This is a genomic window from Aeromonas sp. 61P (genome assembly GCF_051919545.1).
In the GTDB taxonomy this organism is placed as follows: domain Bacteria; phylum Pseudomonadota; class Gammaproteobacteria; order Enterobacterales; family Aeromonadaceae; genus Aeromonas; species Aeromonas veronii.
In genome coordinates, this window is record NZ_JBQBEL010000001.1 from 1,180,626 (window position 1) to 1,196,280 (window position 15,655).

The 15,655-nt window shown below is 58.0% G+C and carries 20 protein-coding genes and 1 pseudogene; 9 read left to right on the plus strand and 12 right to left on the minus strand.

Going from position 1 to position 15,655, the window contains the following annotated elements:
* Positions 1-38 precede the first annotated feature (38 nt).
* The 5 genes and pseudogenes from ACTG2O_RS05760 to ACTG2O_RS05780 form a co-directional block, all read right to left on the minus strand.
* Positions 39-689 carry a DUF4310 family protein gene (locus ACTG2O_RS05760; protein ID WP_005355144.1) on the minus strand — a complete coding sequence of 217 codons (651 nt, stop codon included), beginning with the start codon at positions 687-689 and terminating at the stop codon, positions 39-41.
* A gap of 11 nt (positions 690-700) precedes the next feature.
* Positions 701-1,477 carry a DUF4311 domain-containing protein gene (locus ACTG2O_RS05765; RefSeq protein WP_019444840.1) on the minus strand — a complete coding sequence of 259 codons (777 nt, stop codon included), beginning with the start codon at positions 1,475-1,477 and terminating at the stop codon, positions 701-703.
* A gap of 39 nt (positions 1,478-1,516) precedes the next feature.
* A complete protein-coding gene (locus ACTG2O_RS05770) occupies positions 1,517-1,813 on the minus strand; it encodes a DUF4312 family protein (protein ID WP_019444839.1) in 297 nt (98 codons plus the stop codon).
* Complete coding sequence (locus tag ACTG2O_RS05775) at positions 1,813-2,178, minus strand: glycine-rich SFCGS family protein (RefSeq protein ID WP_439975461.1); 366 nt, start codon at positions 2,176-2,178, stop codon at positions 1,813-1,815. Before ACTG2O_RS05775 ends, ACTG2O_RS05770 begins: the two co-directional genes overlap by 1 nt.
* Positions 2,179-2,195: 17 nt before the next feature.
* Positions 2,196-2,506 (minus strand): annotated as a pseudogene (locus tag ACTG2O_RS05780) (transcriptional regulator).
* Here ACTG2O_RS05780 and ACTG2O_RS05785 point away from each other — a divergent pair.
* Positions 2,405-2,674 (plus strand): hypothetical protein, encoded by a 270-nt coding sequence (locus ACTG2O_RS05785; protein ID WP_439976684.1) that lies wholly within the window; start codon positions 2,405-2,407, stop codon positions 2,672-2,674. The pseudogene ACTG2O_RS05780 and the gene ACTG2O_RS05785 sit on opposite strands and share 102 nt — an antisense overlap.
* 194 nt (positions 2,675-2,868) lie before the next feature.
* On the opposite strand, the gene degS is transcribed toward ACTG2O_RS05785, so the two are convergent.
* The 3 genes from degS to ACTG2O_RS05800 all read right to left on the minus strand — a co-directional run bounded on the left by degS (position 2,869) and on the right by ACTG2O_RS05800 (position 5,926).
* Entirely contained in the window at positions 2,869-3,993 is a 1,125-nt protein-coding gene (degS, locus tag ACTG2O_RS05790) for an outer membrane-stress sensor serine endopeptidase DegS (protein WP_005336297.1), read from the minus strand.
* A 109-nt stretch (positions 3,994-4,102) separates the two neighbouring features.
* Positions 4,103-5,464: a Do family serine endopeptidase gene (locus ACTG2O_RS05795; protein WP_005336295.1), complete on the minus strand. Its 1,362-nt coding sequence runs from the start codon at positions 5,462-5,464 to the stop codon at positions 4,103-4,105.
* Positions 5,465-5,545: 81 nt separating this feature from the next.
* On the minus strand, positions 5,546-5,926 hold the full coding sequence (locus tag ACTG2O_RS05800) for a YhcB family protein (RefSeq protein WP_005356646.1): 381 nt from the start codon (positions 5,924-5,926) through the stop codon (positions 5,546-5,548).
* 140 nt (positions 5,927-6,066) lie between these two features.
* Between ACTG2O_RS05800 and zapE the strand changes: the two genes are divergently transcribed.
* The 8 genes from zapE (at position 6,067) to ACTG2O_RS05840 (ending at position 12,239) form a co-directional block, all read left to right on the plus strand.
* Positions 6,067-7,161, plus strand: coding sequence for a cell division protein ZapE (gene zapE / locus ACTG2O_RS05805; RefSeq protein WP_019444836.1), 1,095 nt, complete (start codon positions 6,067-6,069; stop codon positions 7,159-7,161).
* A gap of 265 nt (positions 7,162-7,426) precedes the next feature.
* The gene (gene rplM, locus ACTG2O_RS05810) at positions 7,427-7,855 is read left to right on the plus strand and encodes a 50S ribosomal protein L13 (RefSeq protein WP_005336289.1); all 429 of its coding nucleotides are present in this window, start codon (positions 7,427-7,429) and stop codon (positions 7,853-7,855) included.
* 15 nt (positions 7,856-7,870) lie between these two features.
* Positions 7,871-8,263, plus strand: a complete 393-nt coding sequence (rpsI, locus tag ACTG2O_RS05815; protein WP_005336286.1) for a 30S ribosomal protein S9 — start codon at positions 7,871-7,873, stop codon at positions 8,261-8,263.
* A gap of 295 nt (positions 8,264-8,558) precedes the next feature.
* On the plus strand, positions 8,559-9,149 hold the full coding sequence (petA, locus tag ACTG2O_RS05820) for a ubiquinol-cytochrome c reductase iron-sulfur subunit (RefSeq protein ID WP_005336284.1): 591 nt from the start codon (positions 8,559-8,561) through the stop codon (positions 9,147-9,149).
* A gap of 2 nt (positions 9,150-9,151) precedes the next feature.
* Positions 9,152-10,369 carry a cytochrome b gene (locus ACTG2O_RS05825; protein ID WP_019444835.1) on the plus strand — a complete coding sequence of 406 codons (1,218 nt, stop codon included), beginning with the start codon at positions 9,152-9,154 and terminating at the stop codon, positions 10,367-10,369.
* Entirely contained in the window at positions 10,366-11,100 is a 735-nt protein-coding gene (locus ACTG2O_RS05830; RefSeq protein WP_019444834.1) for a cytochrome c1, read from the plus strand. The genes ACTG2O_RS05825 and ACTG2O_RS05830 overlap by 4 nt, the downstream gene beginning before the upstream one ends.
* 87 nt (positions 11,101-11,187) lie before the next feature.
* The gene (gene sspA / locus ACTG2O_RS05835; RefSeq protein ID WP_005336279.1) at positions 11,188-11,817 is read left to right on the plus strand and encodes a stringent starvation protein SspA; all 630 of its coding nucleotides are present in this window, start codon (positions 11,188-11,190) and stop codon (positions 11,815-11,817) included.
* Positions 11,814-12,239, plus strand: a complete 426-nt coding sequence (locus tag ACTG2O_RS05840) for a ClpXP protease specificity-enhancing factor (RefSeq protein WP_005336278.1) — start codon at positions 11,814-11,816, stop codon at positions 12,237-12,239. The genes sspA and ACTG2O_RS05840 overlap by 4 nt, the downstream gene beginning before the upstream one ends.
* Positions 12,240-12,283: 44 nt before the next feature.
* Here ACTG2O_RS05840 and dolP read toward each other — a convergent pair whose 3' ends face one another.
* The 4 genes from dolP to ACTG2O_RS05860 are packed head-to-tail and all read right to left on the minus strand — an operon-like array spanning position 12,284 to position 15,567.
* Entirely contained in the window at positions 12,284-12,862 is a 579-nt protein-coding gene (gene dolP, locus ACTG2O_RS05845; protein WP_005336277.1) for a division/outer membrane stress-associated lipid-binding lipoprotein, read from the minus strand.
* A 4-nt stretch (positions 12,863-12,866) separates the two neighbouring features.
* A complete protein-coding gene (locus ACTG2O_RS05850; RefSeq protein WP_005336275.1) occupies positions 12,867-13,457 on the minus strand; it encodes a D-sedoheptulose-7-phosphate isomerase in 591 nt (196 codons plus the stop codon).
* 9 nt (positions 13,458-13,466) lie between these two features.
* A complete protein-coding gene (locus ACTG2O_RS05855) occupies positions 13,467-13,838 on the minus strand; it encodes a YraN family protein (protein ID WP_439976648.1) in 372 nt (123 codons plus the stop codon).
* Entirely contained in the window at positions 13,780-15,567 is a 1,788-nt protein-coding gene (locus ACTG2O_RS05860) for a penicillin-binding protein activator (protein ID WP_019444831.1), read from the minus strand. The genes ACTG2O_RS05855 and ACTG2O_RS05860 overlap by 59 nt, the downstream gene beginning before the upstream one ends.
* Positions 15,568-15,655 lie beyond the last annotated feature (88 nt).

Genomic DNA, 15,655 nt, shown 5'->3' on the forward strand with positions numbered 1-15,655 from the left:
AGAACCTCTGGCGAGCCGCCCCGCAGGGCGGCTGTTACTTACACAAGGGCGACCGGGAAGAAGGTACCCAGCAGCATGGCTCCCAGGATGGCACCTCCGGTGATGGGCTTGCCCCACACGTAGAACAGCAGGGCACCCAGCAGGGAACCGATACCGATGGGGATCGAGGCGCCCATGGCGGAGAGGATGATGAGGGGGCCGAGGAAGCGGCCAGAGCTGTTGCCTGCGCCCATCATCACGTCAGCACCGTAGGTGGAGTTGCTCTGGTTGATGGTGAACTTGCGCGCCAGAATGATGACGTAGCCGATGGCCAGACCAATCCCCATGCCGGTTGCCAGCGAGGCGCCGAAGTTCTCCACCGGATAGACGATGCCGGCCCCCAGCAGAAGTGCTGGCACACCGAGGCCAACCCCGGTCTGGATGGCGCCGCCGATATCCAGGATCCCCACCAGGGATCCCTCTATGATGCGGGCGAACAGGAAGCTGGCACCGAACGCGGCTACCGCGCCGTAGGCACCCGTATCCATTCCCGCTTTCAGCATGGCGACGAAGGCTACCTCGTTGAAGGCACCGACCCCGTACAGATAGAACATGTGGGTTCCGGCAAAGACCCCGGCCGAGAGCAGGCCAACGAAGATGGGGAATGACCAGTCGGCATACCAGAAGTTGTTTTTCAGTTTCTCATCCATGGTGTGACCCCTTATTTGCCGCTCAGCAGGTTATGGGCGTTTTCCAGCCACAGGGGGACACCCATATGGAAGGATTCAATCAGTTTCATATCGAAGCCGCGGAAGAAGCCGCTCAGCACGAACAGCAGGACGATGGCCGTCATCATCACCTTGGTGACGTGGTTCCAGCCGCTCTCTTCCACGCCCTTGCCGATCAGGATGCCGAGTACCAGACCCGGTACCGCGTTGCCCATGATGAGTTGGGCCAGACCGCCGAAGATGGTGGCCCAGAAACCGGATTTCTTTCCCGCTTCGATGGCGGCCAGCCAGAAGATCACCGGCATGACGGTATTGACCAGCAGGTTGGCAGCCGGTACCAGCACCTTGACCGCAGTGACCTGCAGGGCGGCCGGGACGGCTGCGGCCGTGCTGTTGAGGAAGGCAACCACGATGGCACCTATGATGCCGCCGGCGATGGCCATCTTTTTCGGGTCGTGCAGAGTGGTGGCGAGATCCCGATTTTTGAACAGCAGTGCCGCCGTGGCCCAGTGCGGGATGATGCGGTGATCCACATCCTGGGTGAAGGCGCCTGCCGCCACGGTCGAGGCCCAGGCGTTGAAGAAGAAGCCGAGGCCAAACGAGAAGTGGGAAGCGGGATCCCCTTCGCAGGAGTTAAGTTCGCCCAGGGTGCGGAAGGCACCCATGCCCTGTACGGTCGGGGCGTGGAACATCCGCGCCGCGCCGGCCCCCACCCCGACGCCAACCAGGCCGCCAATGATGAGTGACTTGATAAAAATGATTAGAAACATCCAACGTATCCTTCTTGTGGGGTTGTGCCTGCACAGGCATCACACCTGGGTGAACGTCACCTTGGCGACGTCGAGACTGGTGACCTGAACCTTGATCTCCAGCTGGACGCGGTATTCGCGGCGCTGGCGCGGCAGGAAGAAGAACAGGAACTTCTCCACCCGGACCGACTCCTCGGCTTTGAGCACCTGTACATCGACCGGCTCAATGCGCAGCAGTACCTGCTGGTTGTCCTTGAGCAGTGTGGGTTGCACCTGGCTGAGGGCGGAGGCAAACGCCTGCTGGCGCGTCGTCCCCTTGCCGTTGACGATGACCTGGGTGGTGAAGTTCTCTTTCATCAGGCGCGTCCGTGCTTCTTGGCGAAGGCTTCGACCAGCTTCTGGCCCAGCTCTTCCTTGTCCATGAAACCGAAGCCCAGCACCACGCACCCTTCGTTGATGGCGGTGACGCCCTCTTCAACAGAGCGCATGCCGTAGCGGCACTTGTAGCCGTATTTGGTCTGGGCGGTGATCGCCCCGGCACCGCCGCTGCCGCAGAAGGAGATGCCGAGATCCGCCTGCTCCTTGTTCATCACGTCGCCGAGCTTCATGTCAGCGGCCATGCCGGGGATGATGGTCACGTTGGCCCCGACAGCTTCCGCGCCTGCGCCCACTTTCTGACCCTTGCCGAGACGGTCTCCAATCACGAGTTTGATGGCTGTCATATCGATTTCTCCTTGAGTTACGGGTTCTGCACCGAGCTGAGTTCGTTTTCTTTGGCGACTTCAAAATGGACGGACAAGAGGTGTGCCTCCTCATAAGCAAGCTGATCCAGCCAGCTGACGACCTGTTCGGCGAGACGCAGTGAGAGGGGGAGATCTCTTCAAACAGGCTGAGGTCAACCTCCGGCAGGGGCTCGCCGCTGTGGGAGCGCCACACCATGGCTTTGACATGGGAGGCCAGCATTTGCCGTTGCACCTCGTTGGGGATGATGCCCTGTTCGGCCAGCAGGGGATAAATGCGCGCGAGGATATGATCGGTCTGGCGCAGCAACTCCGGGCTGTTCGGGGTCAGGGTCTGGTCGTGAGTCTCTGTTTGCAATGTCTGCTCTCCAAGGCTGGCAGAAGGTATGTCGTTACCCTAAGCCTGCGCGTCGATGTGGAGGAGGCAGTGTTTTTCCGATTCGAAGCGGAAATTCCTGAGGAAATGGCCCCGAAGTGATCGTTTGGATACTGAAAAGGTAAAAGGAGTGCTTATTGAAGCTGGTTTTGTGTGATCGGTAGCGCACAAATCGGGGGGCGGGGGCAGGGCAAGCGTTGCGGGAAACTGTGAGTCATCTCACGGTAAGAGACGTTGCCGAGAGGGCAGATATGGAAAAGGGCGGTTTCCCGCCCTTCTCATTAAAAGGAGTGACGCTAGCTGGCCGATGCGGCGCTCGAGCTGGCGGTTCTCTGCTGATAGCGCAGGTCTTCCTCTATGGTGACCACCACTTCCAGCGGCTTGCCGGAGCGGAATACCGAGATGGTCAGCTTGGTGCCGGGGCGGCTCTCGACAATCTTGTCCATGGCGCTGCGTACGCCACTGATGGCCTCTCCGTTGATCTTGAGTAGCACATCCCCTCGCTGCAGGCCGCCTTTGGCCGCCGGGCCGTTGGGATCCAGGCTCTCCACCACCAGACCACGCAGGTCGCCGAGGTTCATCATCCGCGCGACTATGGGGTTGATCTCGACGCTGGAGATCCCGAGGTAGCCGCGGATCACCCGGCCGTTGGCGATCAGCTCATCCATGATCCGTTTTGCCAGCCGGTAGGGGATGGCGAAGCTGATGCCGTAGCTCTCCTGATTGCCGTTGAGGTGATAGGTGGCGGTGTTGATCCCCACCAGATCGCCACGGCCGTTGACCAGTGCTCCGCCCGAGTTGCCCTCGTTGATGGCGGCATCGGTCTGCAGCAGATCCTGACGGCCATTGCTGTCGGGCCCCATGCTGGAGAGGCCGGTACGGCCGGTGGCACTGATGATGCCCTGGGTGATGGTCTGGCCGACGTTGTAGGGGTTGCCGATGGCGAGCACCACATCCCCCACTTCTGGCAGTCGCTCGGGATCCTGCGGGATCACCGGCAGGTTGTCTGACTCGATATAGAGCACGGCGAGGTCGGTGAGCTGATCGGTACCGACCAGCTCGGCACTGAAGACCCGGCCATCCTGCAACGCGACGATGATCTGGTCGGCATCGGCGATGACGTGGTAGTTGGTCAGTACATAGCCGCGCTGATTCATGATGACGCCAGAACCCAGCCCTTGCGGGCGCAGTTCCCCCTGATTGCCCTGATTGGGGGCAAAGCTGCGGGTGTAGATGTTGACGACGGCAGGGCCTGCCCGATGGGCGGCATAGGAGAAACTCAGTTCACGGGCATTGGTGATGATGCCGGGCAGTTGGGCACCACCGCGAAAATGGGGAAACAGCAGCAACAGCAGCGCTGCGACGGTCAATCCAAAACCGACAGACTTGCCCAAGTAACTGACTAAAGGGGGGATTTTCATGTCATTCTCATCCGTACAGGCTGCGCGCAGAGAATAACACTATCGATGGATAAAAATCACCCGCGGTGAAGGCCGCGGGTGATAGAGAGAGTAGCGAACAACTTGAGCGTTAGCGGATCACCAGATAGAGCGAGGAGTCGCCGCGCTGGATGTTGAGCGCCAGCACGTCAGGCTTGTTCTTGAGCGCCTTGGTCAGCTCGCCCAGGGTGTTGATGCGCAGGCGGTTGACCCCGATGATGATATCACCCTTCTGCAGGCCGGAAGCGGCTGCCGGAGAGCGCGGATCAATATCGGCCACCGCGACGCCGGAGACCGGGTCGGTAGTGGTGCTCAGCTTGGCCCCTTCCAGTGCCGGATGCAGCGCGCTGGCGCGTACTTCGCTGTCATCAGCCTGCTTCAGGGTCACCTTGGCCGTTTGTGACTTGCCATCGCGGATCAGTCCCAGCTCGACCTGCTTGCCAGCGCCCATGGTAGCGATCTTGGCACGCAGCTCGCCAAAGGAGCGAACCGGTTTGCCATCGATGCTGACGATGATATCGCCAGCCTTGATGCCCGCCTTGTCGGCCGCCGAATCAGGCATGACCTGATTGACGAAGGCACCATCCTTCTTGTTGTAGCCGAAGGTTTTAGCGATGTCGGAGGTGAGCTCGGTGCCGGTAATCCCCAGCTGGCCACGACGCACTTCACCGTACTTGACGATCTGCTCGGTCAGATCCCGCACCATGTTGGAGGGGATGGCAAAGCCGATGCCAATGTTGCCGCCGTTCGGGCCCAGAATCGCGGTGTTGATACCGATCAGCTCGCCACGCAGGTTGAGCAGAGCGCCGCCGGAGTTACCGGAGTTGATGGCCGCATCGGTCTGGATGAAGTTCTCCAGATTCTCGATGTTGAGGCCGCTGCGACCCAGCGCACTGACAATACCGGAGGTGACGGTCTGACCCAGACCAAACGGGTTGCCGATGGCCAGCGCATAGTCACCCACCCGCAGCTCGTCGGAGTCGGCAAACTTGATCTGCACCAGATCCTCGGCCTTGATTTGCAGCAGGGCGATGTCGGACTGCTTGTCTTCACCGATCTTCTTGGCCGCGTACTCACGACCATCCTTCAGGTTGACCTTGATCTCGTCCGCCTCGTGAACCACATGGGCGTTGGTGATCACGTAACCCTTCTTGGCATCGACTATGACACCGGAGCCGAGCGCCTGGAACGGCTGCTCGCTCACCTGTTCATCGGGCATGTTGGGGCCGAAGAAGAACTTGAACTGTTCCGGCAGACGCTGACGGGTAATTTTTTTGCCAGAAACCGAGATATTGACCACCGCCGGGGTGACCTGTTCGAGAACAGGCGCCAGGCTTGGCATCTCCTGATTTGAACCTAACAGGGAAGGCAGTGCAGCCTGAGCAGGGGCCGCAGACATGGCGATACCGACACTGAGGGCTAGCACACTGAGCATGGAAAGAGGTTTACGCATATGAAAAACAGCTCCCAGAAAAAGTTGCATTGCAATCGTCAAGGTCAGACCACGGGACTGGCCAATTAGTTCCGCGAGGAACTAGTTTGGTTGCTTGAGCAGTCCGGAAGAGGCGCCAGCATAGTCGCGAGGCGGAACGCCCGGTTCTTCTGCCACATTGGCAGGGGCTTCTTCTACCAATGACTCGCGGAACAGCGGTTCCTGCGCCTTGGCCAGGAATTTGCTCTGCTCGGCCATGTGGCGATAGAGGGTCTGATACTGCTCGGCCAGTTGCTCCATCAGGGCAGCGCTGTCGGCGAAGTGGGTGTTGATCTGGCCCTGATAACTCTCGAGCTCCTTGTGGGCCTTCTTCAGTTCCTGTTCCAGACGGCCAGCATCGCGGCTACGCACCGAAAAACGGCCGAGAACGATACCGATAATCAAGGCCGCGACAGCCAGCAGGATCCCAGTTAACAGACTCATAGATGCTCCTTGTTACAGCTAAAACAGAGTGGGTTTATGCGGTCGTCATAACCGCCATGCCTTGATGGCACTATACCGTGCGTCCTGAGGCCGTGATACCATTTTGTCCTCGATTCAGGGACTTGGAGAGGCGCTCAAGGATGACACCGCAGCAAAAATACCAGCAGGATCTGCTGCGCCCCGGCTTTGTGGCCGACCCCGCGCAGGGGATGGCCATTAGCAGGCTGGAGCGACTGTATCAGGATTTGCTACGGCGCCCGACTCCGACCAGATCTCGAGGGCTGCTGGGTTGGCTGCAAAAGCCCAAGCCGCCGGAGCCCGTCCTCGGTATCTATATGTGGGGCGGAGTGGGCCGAGGCAAGACCTGGCTGATGGATACTTTTTTCGACAGCCTGCCTGGGACGCGCAAGATGCGCAGCCATTTCCACCGTTTCATGCACCGCATTCACGATGAACTGCAGGAGCTGAGCGGGCAGTCCGATCCCCTCAAGCTGGTGGCCAGCAAGCTTGCCAGTGAAACAGACATCATCTGTTTCGACGAATTTTTTGTCTCCGACATCACCGATGCCATGTTGTTGGGCACGCTGTTTCAGGAGCTGTTTGGTCACGGTGTTGTGCTGGTCGCCACTTCAAATATTCCGCCGCAGGATCTTTATCGCAACGGGCTGCAGCGAGCCCGTTTTCTGCCAGCTATCGAGCTTATCGAGCGTCATTGCGAGGTACTTAACGTGGATGGCGGTATCGACTATCGCCTGCGTACGCTGGAACAAGCCGAGATTTATCACTGCCCGCTGGACTTGCAGGCAAAAGCCAATCTTGACCACTATTTTCAGCAATTAACCGGTGGGCACACGGCTTGCGAGGGGACGTTCGAGGTCAATCATCGTCAGCTGGCGTCGCTCGGGATGGGGGAAGGGGTGCTCTACATGGAATTTGAGCAACTTTGCTGTACTCCCCGCTCCCAGAACGACTATATCGAGCTGGCCAGGCTGTTCCATACTGTTCTGCTGGCCAATGTGCAACCAATGGGCACAGGCACGGATGACGCGGCTCGCCGCTTCATTGCCATGGTCGATGAGTTCTACGAACGGCACGTCAAACTCATCATGTCGGCGGCGGTTCCCATGACAGAACTCTACGGCGAAGGGCTGCTGAATTTCGAATTCAAACGCTGTCTTTCGCGGCTTCAGGAAATGCAATCGCACGAATACCTTGCCAGAGTGCACCTTCCTTAGTCACAATACCGCGCCTGCCAGTCGGATGGGCATCTGCGGCAGGTAGGGCGGGCGACATTTGCTGGTTTCATGGCAGTGAAATTAGCAGGTGATATTTAAGGCAACTTCACTTATAATCGCCCGGCCCACGTTACAGCTGTCGATAAGACAGCAACACTTTAAGCTTTACTTGTATTCGAAGGGGTACAGGTAGGCCATCGTTTGTTGTTTGTGGGAGAGCCCCCATAAGCAATTGGGTCTGTAACAGGTAATTGGGTTTAACTTAATGAAAACTTTCGTTGCCAAGCCAGAAACCGTAAAACGTGACTGGTACATTGTGGACGCAGAAGGTAAAACTCTGGGTCGTATCGCAACCGAGATCGCTGCTCGTCTGCGTGGTAAGCACAAAGCTGAGTACACTCCGCACGTTGACACCGGTGATTACATCATCGTTGTAAACGCTGAGAAGGTACACGTAACCGGTAAGAAATTTACCGACAAAATGTACCACGCTCACTCCGGTTTCCCGGGTGGTATCAAGTCAATCAGCTTCGACAAGCTGATTCAGCGTAAACCGGAAATGGTAATCGAAGCAGCCGTCAAAGGCATGCTGCCGAAAGGTCCTCTGGGCCGTGCCATGTTCCGTAAACTGAAAGTTTACGCAGGCGCCGAGCATGCTCATGCTGCTCAGCAACCTCAAGTACTGGATATCTAATCGGGAACTGGCAACATGGCAGAAAATCAATACTACGGTACCGGCCGTCGCAAAAGCTCCACTGCTCGCGTATTTATCAAAGCGGGTAGCGGCAAGATCGTAATCAACCAGCGCTCCCTGGAGCAGTACTTCGGCCGTCCGACTGCCCGCATGGTAGTTCGTCAGCCGCTGGAACTGGTTGAGATGACCGAGAAACTGGACCTGTACATCACCGTTAACGGTGGTGGCATCTCCGGTCAAGCTGGTGCGATCCGCCACGGTATCACTCGTGCTCTGATGCAGTACGACGAAACCCTGCGTTCCGAACTGCGTAAAGCTGGCTTTGTTACTCGTGATGCCCGTAAGGTTGAGCGTAAGAAAGTTGGTCTGCACAAAGCTCGTAAGCGTCCGCAGTACTCCAAGCGTTAATTCGCTTTTGGTACTCACTCTTTCGAGTGTCAAAAAAGCCTGGCAACCGCCAGGCTTTTTTTATTGGTAATATTACCGACATCAATGCTAACCACGCGTCACAAAAGACAAAAAATTGTTTCTTTATTGTTTTCATTGCTCACCGCTCTTTCTTGTCAAGTTGTTATCTTTTCTTTAAAATTTCCCCTGTTTTCTGTGGCAATTGTAAATCCAGCTTCCGCCGCTGTTGTCACGGGAAAAATGGGGAACAGGGACACTATAAGAATGTGCGGAGTCCACATGGGAGAGTTTTTGGATGAGCAATGCGCCAGTTGATACCGGTCGCCGCAGATTTCTTACCTGGTCAACGGTTGCCGTTGGTGGGGTAGGAGCTGCGTTTACCGCAGTGCCGTTTATAAAGTCATGGAATCCGAGCGCCAAGGCCAAAGCAGCCGGTGCGCCGGTTGAAGTCGATATCAGCAAGTTGGAACCGGGTCAGCTCATCCGTGTCGAGTGGCGAGGCAAGCCTGTCTGGGTGGTGAAACGCACCAAACAGACGCTGGATGCCTTGGCCGCGCATGATGACAAGCTGCGGGATCCCTCATCTGAAGAGCCGCAGCAGCCTGACTATGCCCATAACGGGTACAGATCGATTAAGCCCGAAATTTTTGTCGCGGTCGGTATTTGCACCCACTTGGGGTGTTCACCTTCCTATCTGCCTGACAGCTTTGGCGAGCAGGTGCAGGGCGTTACGTCCGGCTTCTTCTGCCCGTGCCATGGCTCCAAGTTCGACATGGCCGGCCGTGTGTTCCAGGGGGTGCCTGCACCACTGAACCTGGTCATTCCGCCCTATCAATTCATTAATGACACCACCATCCAGGTCGGTGCCGATGGCAAGGAGGCCTGACCATGTTGAGTAAACTGATGGGCTGGATCGATTATCGATTCCCGCTCACGGCCATGTACAACGACCACATGGCCAAGTATCCGGCACCGAAGAACCTGAACTTCTGGTACTTCTTCGGCTCGCTGGCCATGCTGGTGCTGGTCAATCAGATCATCACCGGTATCTGGCTGACCATGAACTACAACCCCTCCGCGGAAGGTGCGTTTGCCTCCGTGGAGTACATCATGCGCGATGTGGAGTACGGCTGGTTGCTGCGTTACATGCACTCAACCGGTGCGTCTGCATTCTTCATCGTGGTCTACATGCACATGTTCCGCGGCATGATCTATGGCTCTTATCAGAAGCCTCGTGAACTGTTGTGGATCTTCGGCATGCTGATCTTCCTGGTGCTGATGGCAGAGGCCTTTATGGGCTACTTGCTGCCCTGGGGCCAGATGTCATTCTGGGGGGCCCAGGTCATCATCTCGCTGTTTGGCGCCATTCCGGTCATCGGTGACGATTTGACCCTGTGGATCCGCGGTGACTACGTGATCTCCGGTGCGACCCTGAACCGCTTCTTCGCGCTGCACGTCATCGCGTTGCCGCTGGTGCTGGTGATGCTGGTTGCGATGCACATTCTGGCGTTGCACGAAGTGGGCTCCAACAACCCGGATGGTATCGACATCAAGAAGCACAAGGACGAAAACGGCTGGCCGCTGGATGCGGTGGCGTTCCACCCTTATTTCACCGTCAAGGACATGATCGGTGTGGCGGGCTTCCTGTTCTTCTTCTGCGCCATCATCTTCTTCAAGCCGGATATGTGGGGTTACTTCCTCGAGAAGCCGAACTTTGAAGTGGCCAACGGCCTGAAAACCCCGGCGCATATCGCGCCTGTGTGGTACTTCACGCCGTTCTACGCCATTTTGCGGGCGGTGCCGGACAAGCTGCTTGGCGTCATCATGATGGGTCTCTCCATCGTGGTGCTGTTCCTGCTGCCGTGGCTGGATCGTTGCAAGGTGCGCTCGGTGCGCTATCGTAGCAAGCTGCACAAGCTGAACATTGCCCAGTTTGTGGTGTGCTTTGTTATTCTGGGGATCCTCGGGGTGCTGCCGTCGACGCCGACTCTGACGCTGATTGCCCAAATTTGTACCTTGGGTTATTTCGGGTTCTTCGTCCTGCTGTTCTTCTATAGCAAGAATGAAAGCACCAAGCCGCTGCCGGAGAGGGTGACATTTAAATGAAAAGAATAATATTTGCAGTGCTGACCCTGCTGCCGTCACTGGTGTTTGCCAATGCCGGAGCCGTGCATCTGGACAAGGCCAACTATGACCTGAGCGACAAGGCTTCTCTGCAGCGTGGCGCAGCCACCTTCATGAACTACTGCTTTGGTTGCCACAGCACCCAGTACCAGCGTTACAACCGGGTGGCAGAGGATCTGGGGATCCCGGCCGATCTGATGGCTGACAATCTGATCGTCAACGGTGCCAAGATTGGTGACCTGATGGAAAACTCGGTCTCGGAGAAGGATGCCGCCAAGTGGTTTGGTGCGCCGCCCCCCGATCTTACTCTGGTTGCCCGGGTGCGCGGTGCAGACTGGATCTACACCTATCTGCGCTCCTTCTACGTGGATGAGACCCGTCCGTTCGGGGTGAACAACGCCGTGTTCCCGTCCGTGGGCATGCCCCATGTGCTGGAGCCGTTGCAGGGAACCCCCCGTGCCGAGTTCGCTACTCACACGGTTGACGGAGTGGAAACCCAGCAGGTTGTCAGCATCAAATCTGACGGTAATGGTGAAATGGATGACGAAGAGTATGATCAGACGGTACTGGATCTGGTAAACTTCTTGGTCTACTCGGCTGAACCGGTACAACAGGAGCGTGAACGCATGGGCTTCTGGGTGCTTGGTTTCATCGTGATCTTCTTCATCTTCACTGTGCTGTTGAAGAAGGAATTCTGGCGCGACGTTCACTAAGCGACCAGATCCGGGTAATATAATGCACGGCAATGAAGACCAAGATGCTTCATTGCCGTTTCTGCTTTTTAATGACGGGAGGGTTCAATGGCTGTAGCTGCCAATAAGCGTTCGGTAATGACGCTGTTTTCCGGTGCCAACGATATGTTCAGCCATCAGGTGCGTATTGTCCTGGCGGAGAAGGGTGTTAGCGTGGATATCTGCCAGGTTGATCCAGCCAATCTGCCGGATGAGCTGGCCGAGCTGAACCCGTACAACTCTGTACCGACCTTGGTTGATCGTGAGCTGGCACTCTACACCTCGCGCATCATCATGGAGTATCTGGACGAGCGCTTCCCGCATCCGCCCCTGATGCCTGTTTACCCGGTTGCCCGTGGTAACAGCCGTCTGATGATGCACCGCATTGAGCTGGACTGGTACTCCCTGGCCGACAAGATCATGGCCGGTACCGATGCTGAAGCTGCACGCAACGAACTGCGTGACAACCTGCTGGCCATCGCGCCGATCTTCGGTGAAATGCCCTATTTCATGAGCGAAGAGTTCGGTCTGGTGGATTGCTACATGGCACCGCTGTTGTGGCGTCTGCCGAGCCTTGGCATCGACCTGACCGGTCGTGGCGCCAAAGAGCTGAAGGCCTACATGGTTCGTCTGTTCGAGCGTGAGTCCTTCCAGGCTTCCCTGACCGAAGCCGAACGCGAGATCCGTGCTGGCGTATGAGCATGGAACCGACAATGACACCGAGCCGCCCGTACTTGTTACGGGCATTCTTTGACTGGTTGCTGGACAACGATCTGACCCCTCATCTGGTGGTCAACGTCAACATTCCCCATGTGATGGTGCCGATGCAGTTTGCTCAGGACGGGCAAATTGTACTGAACATCGCGCCCCGAGCCGTGATGCAATTTCACATGGATAACGAGGCTATCAGCTTCAGTGCCCGTTTTGGCGGGGTCTCCCAGCAGGTTTACATCCCGATGGCGGCAGTGTTGGCTATCCATGCCCGGGAGAACGGTGTGGGCACCATGTTCCCGCCCGAGCCGGGTTACGATATCTGGCTTGAGCAGGCTGAAGCGCCGGTGGAGCCTGAGCCGGAACCGCCGCGTCCAAGCGGTCGTCCGACCCTGAAGGTAATCAAATAAAAAACGCAGCCGATTGGCTGCGTTTTTTTTATGTGCGGTCGGGCTTAGTTCTGGGCGAACTCGAAGGCTTTGATCACGCGCTTCACGCCGGTTACATGGCGGGCGATGTTGACTGCCTGCTCTCCCTCCTGGCGAGTCACCAGACCAATCAGGAACACCTCGCCGTTCTCGGTAACCACCTTGACCTTGGTGCTGTCGAAGTTCTTGGTGCCGAACATATCGGCTTTCACCTTGGAGGTGATCCAGGAGTCATTGCTGCGAGTGGTGAAACTGGCAGGTTGGCCGATGCGCAATTCGTTGTAGACGTGGCGCACCCCTTCGATGCGACTGACAATTTTGCCCGCCTCAATCTTGTAAACGTCAGAAGGTGTCTGGCCGACCAGCAGGACGCGGCCATTGTTGCTGTAGACGCTGATCTTGCTGGCTGCGCTGAGCGGCTTGTTGTCGGCCAGCAGATTGGCCGCTTTCAACTCGATGGTCTGGTCATCCCATTGCGCGCCGAGCGTTCGGCGATCGCCAGAGGCCTTGGCAGTCCCTGCGGCGCCGCCAACAACCAGGGCTGCGCAGCCTTGCAGCAGCAGGGTGCTAACCAGCAGACCGAGCAGGATAGTGTGCTTTTTCATGGTTTCAATCTTCCTGTTGCGGGAAAAGTGTCTGGTCGATGAGATCACACAGGCAGTGCAGGGTCAACAGGTTCACTTCCAGAATGCGAGGGCGACGGGCGGAGGGAACACGGATCTCCACATCGTTCGGGCCGAGCAGACCTGCCATTTCGCCACCGTCACCCCCGCTCAGCACCACTATGGTCATGTCGCGGGAGAGGGCGGCCTCGGCGGCCTTGATCAGGCTGCGGCTGTGGCCGGAGGTGGTGATGACCACCAGAATGTCGCCAGGCTGGCCCAGCGCGCGGATCTGCTTGGCGTAGACCTCTTCAAAACCGTGGTCGGTGGCGATCGCGCTGATGGTCGCCATGTCCGGGGTCAGGGCCATACCGGGCAGGGAGGGGCGCTGGGTCTCGTAGCAGTTGACCAGCTCGGAGATGAACAGTTGCGCCAGTGCGGCAGAAGGACCGTTACCGCATGCCAGCACCTTGTGGCCATTGAGCAGGCAGATGGTGATCATCTGGGCTGCAGTATGGATGGCATCCGGCAGCGCCTCGGCGGCGGCTATCTTGGTCTGGATGCTTTCGGTGTAGTTCTCTTTGATGCGGTCAGTCATAGGGTCCTCTTAAAATGCGTTCTGGATCCAGGCTGGCTGGTCGCCCTCGAACGCAATCACATCGAATCGGCAGGCCTGATTGGCCTCGTTGATGGCATGTTGCTTCAAATAGTGGCGCGCTGCCAGCATGATCTTGTGCTGTTTGCTGCGGGTGACCGAGTTGGCGGCCCCGCCATGGCTGCCGGTGGCCCGGTAGCGCACCTCAACAAACACCAGGGTCTGGCCCTGGCGCATGATGAGATCTATTTCACCGCCACGACAGCGGTAGTTGCGAGCTACCGGTTGCAGGCCCCGAGCCTGCAACCAGCGTTCAGCGACTTGTTCAAAGTGCTGTCCCTTGCTCGTTGGTGAGGGGAACAGGCTCGGCAACTGCTGGCGCATCCGTTTCCATAGTTCCTTCATTGGAGGGCTCCTCCAGCTGCTGAACGGCGTTCTCGTCGACCAGTTTGCCGTTCTGGTAAGTACCCCAGCTCAGCATCCGCACGATATTACCCTGGGCATCCACGCTCAGCTGACCGCTCATGCCGGCCTGCTGCATGCCACCCACCTTGCGCATCTGCTGCAGGTTCTCTGCCAGACTGACGGCATCGTAGCCCATGGCAAACAGACGCAGCAGGTCACCCTGGGTCTGCGGCCAGAGCAGGGCGATCTGCTCGCGTTGTTTCTCATAGCCGCCCAGCAGCAGCGGCATATCGGCGATATGCATGCCGTTGAGCTCGGAGGCGACCTCGGTGGCGGCGCTGTCGTAGCCACGGGAGCTGGTGTAGATGGGCAGGCTGCCCATCGGATTGACCGAGACATCCACGTAGGGCTTGATCATCCGGGTTTCCAGGCTGTTGGCCACAACATAAACGGCATCGATGCTGCGTGGTGCGGCATCAGAGAGTTGCACTACCTCGCCAGCTCGGGCGGTAGAGCGGCCGCTCAGGGCATTCTTGACCATCCCCTGCACTTCGTTGCGGGCACCGAAGGTGGCAACGACCGGCTTATCCTGGCTCAGGGTGGCCCAGCTCTGCTCGAACGCTTTGATACTGCTGTAACCGATCCGCCCCTGGGCGGCGATCAGCAGCGGTTTGCGGTAGCCCTGGGTGTAAAGGTACTGGGCTGCCTGCGCGGCATCTGCGGCGGCAGAGAGGGAGAAGTAGTAGGTGGTGTCGTTGACGACCGGCTTGTCCAGCTCGTTGAGCGCCAGTACCGGCACGGTCGGATTGGCCTTGAGCAGCTCCTCGACCCTGTCTTTCAGCAGCGGGCCGATGATCATGTCTGCCCCTTCCTGAATCGCCTGCTTATAAAGGTCGCCGGTCGACTTGCTCTGGGTGTCGTAGAAGTTCAGGGTGAATTGCCCCTGATTTTCCTTATAAGACATCAGCATACCGTTACGGATGGCGGCGCCCTGCGGTTCCAGATTGCCTGAGAGGGGCAGCAGCACAGCGATCTGTTGCACCGAGGTGCTGGCAGTGGCCGCCAGATCGCCCAATCCTGCCGGCATATCTTTCTGGGCCGGATGGTTGGGGAAGTCACGCTTCCAGCCTGCCAGCTGGCGGGCCAGCAGGTTCGGCTGGGCGCCAAACTCGTTGACCAGTGCCGCCAGTCGCAACCAGCCGGTGGTCACATCAGGGGCCGGAGCCTCTTCCAGTGCTTGCAGGGTGGAGGGGGTCATGCTTTTGAGCAACGACCAGATTTGCTGATGGTTGGTCGCCTGCTCGCTCTGATTGAGGTAGGGCTCCAGTGCAATCAACGACTTGGCTGCGCCAAATTTGTTGTTGATGTCGAGCTGTAGCACCACGCGCTGGCGATACCAATCCTTCTGGGTATCGGCATCCAGCACCACCTCGGGTTTGCCTTCCAGCAGGATCAGCGCCTGATTGGCGTGGCCTTGTGCCAGCAACAGATGGGCTTGCAACAGTTGCAACTGTGCCTTCTGGGCGGGGTCCTTGGCCTGCTTCTGCAATTGCTGGAACAGTGCCGAGGCCGGTTTGGCCTGGCCCAGCGCCAGATAGCTGCGTGCCGCCAGCATCTGCCAGGTAAAGGCCTCGGCCGGCTTGGCCGGGTCCACCTGCTCAAGATACCACTGGGCATTCTTGGTCAGATTGGAGAACGCAGAGGGCATGCCTGACTGCCCTGACGGTTGATTGGGCTCCGACGCACAGGCGGCGAGCAGTACTGCCGCGAGTATGATGCCGAAGAGTCGTGATACA

Bases quoted from the DNA above. Each gene is read 5' to 3' on its own strand.
- ACTG2O_RS05855 (WP_439976648.1), bottom strand. From the start codon at position 13,838: ATGCGCCAGCAGTTGCCGAGCCTGTTCCCCTCACCAACGAGCAAGGGA.
- ACTG2O_RS05800 (WP_005356646.1), bottom strand. From the start codon at position 5,926: ATGAGTCTGTTAACTGGGATCCTGCTGGCTGTCGCGGCCTTGATTATC.
- zapE (WP_019444836.1), top strand. From the start codon at position 6,067: ATGACACCGCAGCAAAAATACCAGCAGGATCTGCTGCGCCCCGGCTTT.
- ACTG2O_RS05830 (WP_019444834.1), top strand. From the start codon at position 10,366: ATGAAAAGAATAATATTTGCAGTGCTGACCCTGCTGCCGTCACTGGTG.
- dolP (WP_005336277.1), bottom strand. From the start codon at position 12,862: ATGAAAAAGCACACTATCCTGCTCGGTCTGCTGGTTAGCACCCTGCTG.
- petA (WP_005336284.1), top strand. From the start codon at position 8,559: ATGAGCAATGCGCCAGTTGATACCGGTCGCCGCAGATTTCTTACCTGG.
- degS (WP_005336297.1), bottom strand. From the start codon at position 3,993: ATGAAAATCCCCCCTTTAGTCAGTTACTTGGGCAAGTCTGTCGGTTTT.
- ACTG2O_RS05770 (WP_019444839.1), bottom strand. From the start codon at position 1,813: ATGAAAGAGAACTTCACCACCCAGGTCATCGTCAACGGCAAGGGGACG.
- ACTG2O_RS05760 (WP_005355144.1), bottom strand. From the start codon at position 689: ATGGATGAGAAACTGAAAAACAACTTCTGGTATGCCGACTGGTCATTC.
- ACTG2O_RS05785 (WP_439976684.1), top strand. From the start codon at position 2,405: ATGGGAGGCCAGCATTTGCCGTTGCACCTCGTTGGGGATGATGCCCTG.
- ACTG2O_RS05860 (WP_019444831.1), bottom strand. From the start codon at position 15,567: ATGCCCTCTGCGTTCTCCAATCTGACCAAGAATGCCCAGTGGTATCTT.
- ACTG2O_RS05840 (WP_005336278.1), top strand. From the start codon at position 11,814: ATGAGCATGGAACCGACAATGACACCGAGCCGCCCGTACTTGTTACGG.
- ACTG2O_RS05775 (WP_439975461.1), bottom strand. From the start codon at position 2,178: ATGACAGCCATCAAACTCGTGATTGGAGACCGTCTCGGCAAGGGTCAG.
- ACTG2O_RS05795 (WP_005336295.1), bottom strand. From the start codon at position 5,464: ATGCGTAAACCTCTTTCCATGCTCAGTGTGCTAGCCCTCAGTGTCGGT.
- ACTG2O_RS05765 (WP_019444840.1), bottom strand. From the start codon at position 1,477: ATGTTTCTAATCATTTTTATCAAGTCACTCATCATTGGCGGCCTGGTT.
- rplM (WP_005336289.1), top strand. From the start codon at position 7,427: ATGAAAACTTTCGTTGCCAAGCCAGAAACCGTAAAACGTGACTGGTAC.
- ACTG2O_RS05825 (WP_019444835.1), top strand. From the start codon at position 9,152: ATGTTGAGTAAACTGATGGGCTGGATCGATTATCGATTCCCGCTCACG.
- ACTG2O_RS05850 (WP_005336275.1), bottom strand. From the start codon at position 13,457: ATGACTGACCGCATCAAAGAGAACTACACCGAAAGCATCCAGACCAAG.
- sspA (WP_005336279.1), top strand. From the start codon at position 11,188: ATGGCTGTAGCTGCCAATAAGCGTTCGGTAATGACGCTGTTTTCCGGT.
- rpsI (WP_005336286.1), top strand. From the start codon at position 7,871: ATGGCAGAAAATCAATACTACGGTACCGGCCGTCGCAAAAGCTCCACT.